Below are 7,258 nucleotides of genomic sequence, written 5' to 3' on the forward strand. Positions count from 1 at the left end.
TTGTGAAAAACCATTCATTCAGATCTTAAAGGGAGATGATTTTCTTAAAAACTACCTTTGTGCTCAATATTTTTCAGAATTGGAATGACCTTTTATTAGACTTCTGTTTTTTTTGCATTTTCTCTTTAAACTGCCTCATTTCCCATCAAAAAATATTCAAATAAAATGACTAACTTTTCGTTGTTTTGATTTAACCGCATGAAATACAGGGTCTTACTTTTTATAATTGCATCAATTTCTGTGATTATCTTTTTTTCCTGCAAAGAGGAAGAGGAACCCCTCCAAGTCCTTCCCCCTGTAGAAGGAGGTGAGTGGATAATCTATCAATTGGCCAAAGTCCCTGCAGCGGATATTCCTGTGGGGGACAAGAGTTTTTCAGGGACAATAGGTGGGGTGGAGATCAGTTTAGCCAGAATCCCCGGAGATTCTTTAATTTTTATCATCCCGGATATTGGGACTGGGCCTACTCAAATGGAAGTAACTATGGGCAGACAGATCCGGACTTGGGATCTGCAGCTTATCAAATGGCCAAATAACACAGACACGGGAGTTTTTTTTGATAAATTTCTAAAAAGTGCCCTTGACCTACAAATTAAAATCCAAGAGGTTGATGAACTTAAGGAAATGGCTATTCCATTTGGAACCTGGATTACCTTTTTTACCCAAAAGCTGCAATCCTTGTCAGATATTGAGAAAGAGGCTATGGCAGGAACATTTCAAGCGGGACAGAATCACTTGTTTTTCGAAAATCCAAAGAAATCCTTTGAGTTAAGCTGCCTAAATGGTCCTGAAGATACGATGTCCTCCATGACCTATGGGTTTGTGACATATGATATTTCTTATCTGAAGCACATTTCCAAACTTCCCAAAACCTCTTTTCATGAAGCATTGGTTGCGGGATTTGGTTTGTCTTTTTGGTACCAGAAAATCCTTTTGGAGTATTATGCCTACCAGACTTTACTATGCCCGGTGATTCAAGATATTCAGTTAATAGAATCAAGTACAGGGAAAATACTTCAACCTAGTGACATAGTGAGCATTGAACCTTTGGAGCCGATATCATTTAAAGCTGTTGGGACATTCCGAAAAATCACCAAAACGGACATAGAACAAGGATTAGATGCTATATTTTCTCCAACTTATGGTTTTAGGAGAAAGGCATTGCTTTCTAAATACTTTACAAGTTGGATACAAACATACATAGAAGATTACAAATGGGATTTGCCTATTCTCAATGAGAGATCATTGGTCTTTGCTCCCGATGAAGCACCGATCACTACAGGTCCGGTAATTGGTCAGTCATGGTACCTACCTTATATGGATAATCCGGATGTTAGATTGGTTGAAAACAATTTTGTGGGGGACAGTTTAACATTAAAGTTTGAAAATTATCTAGGGGACCCACTTCCATTCAATTTGAAATTAGAACTATGGGCACCTTCCTTCAATAAGGGTTTTGAGGTTTCCGCAGTCCTTCAGACAGGTTGTCCTTTGACAGTGGATTTGTTAATGATCGGTAGGACCCATTCTCTAGATATTGTATCAGGGCTGCAACCTTACGAAATTACTTGGTCAAATGGAGTCTTGGGAGTCCTCTCCCAAAACCTTGCTCCAGGTAATTATGATGTAAAAGTAATTGATGCAGATGGATGCGAAAGAACAATACCTTTCCCTGTGCCGGAATTTGGAACGGTGGAAGATATTGATGGAAATGTCTATGAAACAGTCAAAATCGGCAATACCTGGTGGATGACGGAAAACCTGCGTACTACCAGAAAGAAGGATGGGACCGCCATCCAATTGATCGAAGCGGATGCCGCTTGGAGTTCAGCAACAGGACCTGCCTATTCCTGGAAAGGAAATGATTCGAGTATTGATGAAATCTACGGGAAACTATACAACTACCCTGCAGCCTGCTGTGATATTTGCCCTGAAGGCTGGCGACTTCCGGGTATTGCAGAATTCAGTTCCTTATCGGGTATTTTCGGAATGAAATACGGAAAACACATGAAAGAAGTGAATGGATGGCCAATGGGTTCATTAAAATCTACGAATCTTTCAGGATTACGAATTTTGCCAAGTGGTGCTCGCTCTGGAACAAATGGGCATTTTGGTGGTCTGTCAGGAGAATTGGCCACATTCTGGACTAGTGCGAAGGATGCTTATGGATTGCCTCAAATAGGACTTCTCCTAGGATCAGCTGATTTTTTTTCAGTTACTTTTTCCACAAACTCAAGAGATGGTTTAAGTGTACGTTGTGTCAAGTAATAGAGGAAGAAAGAGGTCAGAATATTTTATAAATTGATTTTTTTGCTTTTTAGAAATTTTTCCGATCAGATTTATTTGAGATAAAGGTCGATTGGACTTTTCTTGATTAGGTAAATACCGATATCTCCCCATCGTCTACCATATTCTAATCCAAAACAGCATTTTACTAAAGGCTAATGGACAATGACCGGAATTTGAAATAGCTTTTAAGGACAAAGGGAGACAGATTGTTTTCTGCAGTTTAAATTCAACTCCAATACTACTCTGTCGGATACTTGGAAAAAATCTAACGGTAGCTTTTTAATTTAAAATTTTTAAATACCCCTTTCCGAGAAATCAGGAAAGGGGATTTTTTTTGGTACTCTTAAATTGGCCGATAAAATAATTCGCCCTAGAGACCTCAAAGGGTAGTAATTTTTCATTTTACCCCAAAGAGCGCCTTGGTTTCGCTAAGGACGCAATGTGAAAGCCTTCCAATAACCTTTGTGTCTTCCGAGGCCTCTGTTTAGGTGCCCTTTTGACTTTTTCTCTGAGACCCCAGTGCACTCTGGGGTGATTTAATTTTTTTACCTCCGTCTCTTTGTGGTAAACAATATCTGTATACCTATTTCTTTGAGCCTTAACGCCTTAGCAGGAAATAAACCCTACTTAAAAGCCGGTATTCCCGTAATCTCATTTCCTAAGATCAGCAAATGGATATCGTGTGTTCCTTCATAGGTCACGACGGATTCTAGATTCATCATGTGGCGCATGATAGGGTATTCTCCGGTGATACCCATGCCTCCGTGGATTTGGCGGGCTTCGCGGGCGATCTCCAATGCCATGGCCACATTGTTTCTTTTTGCCAATGAAATATGGGAAGTGGTGGCTTTGCCTTCATTCATCATTTTCCCGAGTTTCCAGACCAATAACTGCGCCTTGGTGATTTCGGTCAACATTTCTGCAAGTTTCTTTTGAATCAATTGGAAGGAAGCAATCGGCTTGTCAAACTGTATCCTTTCCATCGCATACCTTCTAGCCGAATCATAGCAATCCATTGCAGCGCCTAATGCACCCCAAGCGATGCCATACCTTGCCGAATCCAGGCACATCAATGGCGCACCCAATCCGGATTTGTTTGGCAGGATATTTTCTTTCGGAACTTTCACATTGTCAAAAACCAATTCACCGGTGCAGGAAGCCCGCAATGACCATTTGTTATGGGTCTCCGGTGTAGTGAATCCTTCCATCCCTCTTTCTACAATCAGGCCATGGATTCTTCCGGATTCATCTTTTGCCCAAACGACTGCGATGTCTGCTTTTGGTGAATTGGAAATCCACATTTTGGCACCGTTGAGGAGGTAATGGTCTCCCATGTCCTTGAAGTTGGTTTTCATTCCACTCGGGTTGGAACCATGATCGGGCTCTGTCAGTCCAAAACAGCCAAGCATCTCGCCTGAAGCAAGTTTGGGAAGATATTTCATTCTTTGTGCTTCAGAACCGAATTTATAGATCGGGTACATCACCAAAGAACCCTGAACAGAAGCCGTAGACCGCATGCCTGAGTCACCTCTCTCGATCTCCTGCATGATGATGCCATAAGAGATATAATCAAGCCCGCCGCCGCCGTATGCCTCAGGAATCTGTGGGCCGAAAGCACCCACATCTCCGAATTTCCTGACGATTTCATAAGGAAAATGGGATCTTTGTGCCCAATCTTCTATGTAAGGACTGATTTCTTTTTTGACAAAATCCCTAATGGATGAACGGATGAGCAGATGCTCCTCGGTCAACAAGTCATCGACCTGATAAAAATCAGCACCTTCATAAAGGTCCTGCTTCAAAGATTTGTGTGCGGTGGCGGTATGCTCCATGACTCTTTTGGTTTATTGCTATTTAAAACGGATTTTTGCAGCGTATTGCTCAAATCCTGCCTGAAATAAATAAGAAGGCCGATAAAAAACTACCTAATTGAACAAAAAATTAGCACATGAGCCCAGCCCAGACCCAAAAAGACATTTTAGATAAAATAGAGCTGCTTCAGCAAAAATTCAAAACTTCGGGTCAAGACCTATCTTCCTACCTAGAAGGCTTGTTGTATTCGGATTATTTGACATATTGGGATTACATCAATCTTGATATTCTGTTGTCTCTGCAACAACCCAGAACTTCCTTCAAGGATGAGAAAATCTTCATCATGTACCATCAGATCACGGAGCTTTATTTCAAGCTGATAATTTGGGAACTTGAACAGATTGCCGAGAAAGAACCTTTGTACGGAAAGTTTTTCAAAGAGAGACTGGAGCGGGTCAATATGTATTTTGACCAGTTGATTTCTTCTTTTGCGGTGATGTGGAAAGGGATGGAAAAGGAGCAGTTTCTTAAGTTCAGGATGTCTTTGTTGCCTTCCAGCGGTTTTCAAAGTGCACAATATCGAGTGATTGAAATTTTGGCATGCGATGTCCAACAATTGCTGTTTGTGGATATCAGGGAAAAGATGCAGAGCGAGCAAAATGTGGATGTCTTGTTTGGGAATCTCTATTGGCAACATGGTGCGGTGGAGTTGGCCACGGGCGAAAAAACATTGACTTTAAAAACTTTCGAAGCCAAATACGGAAAAAGGCTCAAGGAATTCATTGCAAATTACAAGACAATCAATATCTGGAGAAAATACCTTGCCTGTATAGACAAGGACGAGGAATTGACCAAACTGATGAAAGACTTTGACCTGAAGGCAAATGTCTTTTGGCCTTTGGCACATTACAAATCGGCGGTGAGATACCTTCAGCGTGACCCTGTGGATATCGCCGCTACAGGTGGTACCAATTGGCAGAAATACTTACCGCCACGCTTTCAGAAAGTCATTTTCTACCAAGAGCTTTGGACAGAAAAAGAAAAAGAAGAATGGGGCAAAGGATGGGTGGTAAAGGAGGTCTTTGGAGAAGAATAAAAAAAGTATCAAGACACAAGACACAAGATTCAAGACTGGTTCAGTTGGAGGGTCAAAGTGTTGTTGAAATTGAAGTTTAAAATTCGGATGAGAAATATTATCGCTTCTCGGCTTTTATCCTCAATTCTTAATAGAGATTCTTCACCTCCACAAGCTGCGGTTCAGAATGACGAAATTGTCGGGGTTGTCACCCTGAGTGATCCCGATAAATGTACGGGACAAGGGTCTCACCTATAGTAAATGAGATCCTTCAGTCGTACCTCCATCAGGATGACGGAACTATTGTCATTCCCCTTTCTGTACATTTGCAAAATGTCAAAAACTTAGAATGACGATAGAGGTGAATTCAGTCTTGCATCTTGTGTCTTATATCTAAAGTCTTATTTAAGGATAAATACCTTACAAAATGAAAAAAGAATTACTATTACAATTGTCCCCTCAGGAAGCTTACGACGAGGAGGTTTTTAGGGAAACGGCGCTAAAGAGAGCGGGAATTTCTGCAGAACAGCCAAATGCTTATGCCCGTCAAGTCAAGCGCTCCATCGATGCCCGGGGAAGGCAAGTCAGGGTGAATGTCACGGCTGAGGTATTTGTCAATGAAGCCCCAACGCCACTCCTGACGACTCCCAAAGCTTACCAAAATGTGAGCAATGCAGATCCTGTTATCATAGTCGGGGCAGGACCGGCAGGACTTTTTGCGGCCTTGAGAGCAATTGAATTGGGTGTGAAACCTATCCTCATCGAACGGGGCAAGGATGTCAGAGCCCGGAGAAGGGATATCGCCGCCATCAACAAAGACCATATCGTCAACCCTGAATCCAATTATTGTTTTGGAGAGGGTGGGGCAGGCACTTACTCTGACGGCAAGCTGTATACCCGTTCCAAAAAGCGTGGAGACATCCGAAGAATCATGGAAATATTGGTTGCCCATGGTGCCACGGAAGATATCCTGGTCGATGCACATCCCCATATCGGAACCAATAAATTACCCATTTTGGTGGCCGAACTGCGAAAGAGCATTCTAGACGCAGGTGGGGAGATTTTGTTCGAAACGAAAGTGACTGACCTGATTTTGGACAGCAATGAAATCAAGGGAATCACCACACATACCGGAGAAAGGATATTAGGAAAAGGGGTAATTCTTGCCACAGGACATTCTGCTAGGGATATTTTTCATTTGCTCCATTCCAAAAAGATTTTGATCGAGGCCAAGCCTTTTGCCTTGGGGGTCAGGGTCGAGCACAGCCAAAACCTGATCGACCGCATCCAATACCACTGTGAAATTGACCGGGGTCCCTACCTTCCCGCTTCTTCCTATGCCTTGGTCAATCAGACCATGTTCAAAGGAAGGCAGCGGGGCGTTTTTTCTTTTTGTATGTGTCCGGGTGGATTTATCGTGCCTGCGGCCACTTCTCCGGGTGAGATCGTCGTCAACGGCATGAGTCCGAGTAGGAGAGACAGCAAGTTTGCCAATTCAGGAATAGTCGTGGCCGTCGAATTGGAGGATTTGCCCCAATATCAAAAGTATGGTCCATTGGCAGCGATGATGTTTCAGGCCGAAGTGGAGCAAAAAGCCTGGAAAGTAGGCGGTGAAACGCAAACAGCTCCAGCCCAACGATTGGTTGATTTTACGGAGAAAAAGGTCAGCAAAAGTTTGTTGGACACTTCCTATCAGCCGGGTTTGGAATCAGCGGATATGTATGAAGTTTTACCTGATTTTATTTCAGAAAGGTTGAGACAGGGATTTATTGATTTTGGCAAAAAAATGAAAGGATACCTGACAAACGACGCCCAGATTATTGGGGTGGAAAGCCGGACTTCCTCCCCTGTACGTATTCCTAGGGACAAAGAGAGTTTTGAGCATCCGATCATCAAAGGATTGTTTCCCTGCGGGGAGGGCGCAGGATATGCCGGAGGAATCGTCTCTGCGGCTATGGATGGCGAGCGATGCGCCGAAAAATTAGTGGAAATGTATGTTTTGAAATAGTCCACAGACCACAGTCCATAGTCCATAGTTTTCGGTAATGTGGTCAAAAATAGTTGGTGACTTTTACTAAAAAA

Annotated in this window: 4 protein-coding genes; 3 read left to right on the forward strand and 1 reads right to left on the reverse strand. The window is 42.6% G+C overall.

The window, feature by feature from the left end:
- Window positions 1-198 precede the first annotated feature (198 nt).
- Complete coding sequence (locus tag NU887_RS20490; RefSeq protein ID WP_258425260.1) at window positions 199-2,268, forward strand: fibrobacter succinogenes major paralogous domain-containing protein; 2,070 nt, start codon at window positions 199-201, stop codon at window positions 2,266-2,268.
- A 644-nt stretch (window positions 2,269-2,912) separates the two neighbouring features.
- On the opposite strand, the gene NU887_RS20495 is transcribed toward NU887_RS20490, so the two are convergent.
- Window positions 2,913-4,121, reverse strand: coding sequence for an acyl-CoA dehydrogenase family protein (locus NU887_RS20495; RefSeq protein WP_258425261.1), 1,209 nt, complete (start codon window positions 4,119-4,121; stop codon window positions 2,913-2,915).
- A 116-nt stretch (window positions 4,122-4,237) separates the two neighbouring features.
- On the opposite strand from NU887_RS20495, the gene NU887_RS20500 reads away from it, so the two are divergent.
- Window positions 4,238-5,197: a tryptophan 2,3-dioxygenase family protein gene (locus NU887_RS20500; protein ID WP_258425262.1), complete on the forward strand. Its 960-nt coding sequence runs from the start codon at window positions 4,238-4,240 to the stop codon at window positions 5,195-5,197.
- Between the two features lie 406 nt (window positions 5,198-5,603).
- Window positions 5,604-7,184 carry an NAD(P)/FAD-dependent oxidoreductase gene (locus NU887_RS20505; RefSeq protein WP_258425263.1) on the forward strand — a complete coding sequence of 527 codons (1,581 nt, stop codon included), beginning with the start codon at window positions 5,604-5,606 and terminating at the stop codon, window positions 7,182-7,184.
- Window positions 7,185-7,258: the final 74 nt, after the last annotated feature.

This window comes from Aquiflexum gelatinilyticum (assembly GCF_024741135.1).
In the GTDB taxonomy this organism is placed as follows: Bacteria; Bacteroidota; Bacteroidia; order Cytophagales; family Cyclobacteriaceae; genus Cognataquiflexum; species Cognataquiflexum gelatinilyticum.

Excerpts from the sequence above, each read along its gene's own strand:
- NU887_RS20490 (WP_258425260.1), top strand. The coding sequence starts at position 199 with ATGAAATACAGGGTCTTACTTTTTATAATTGCATCAATTTCTGTGATT.
- NU887_RS20495 (WP_258425261.1), bottom strand. The coding sequence starts at position 4,121 with ATGGAGCATACCGCCACCGCACACAAATCTTTGAAGCAGGACCTTTAT.
- NU887_RS20500 (WP_258425262.1), top strand. The coding sequence starts at position 4,238 with ATGAGCCCAGCCCAGACCCAAAAAGACATTTTAGATAAAATAGAGCTG.
- NU887_RS20505 (WP_258425263.1), top strand. The coding sequence starts at position 5,604 with ATGAAAAAAGAATTACTATTACAATTGTCCCCTCAGGAAGCTTACGAC.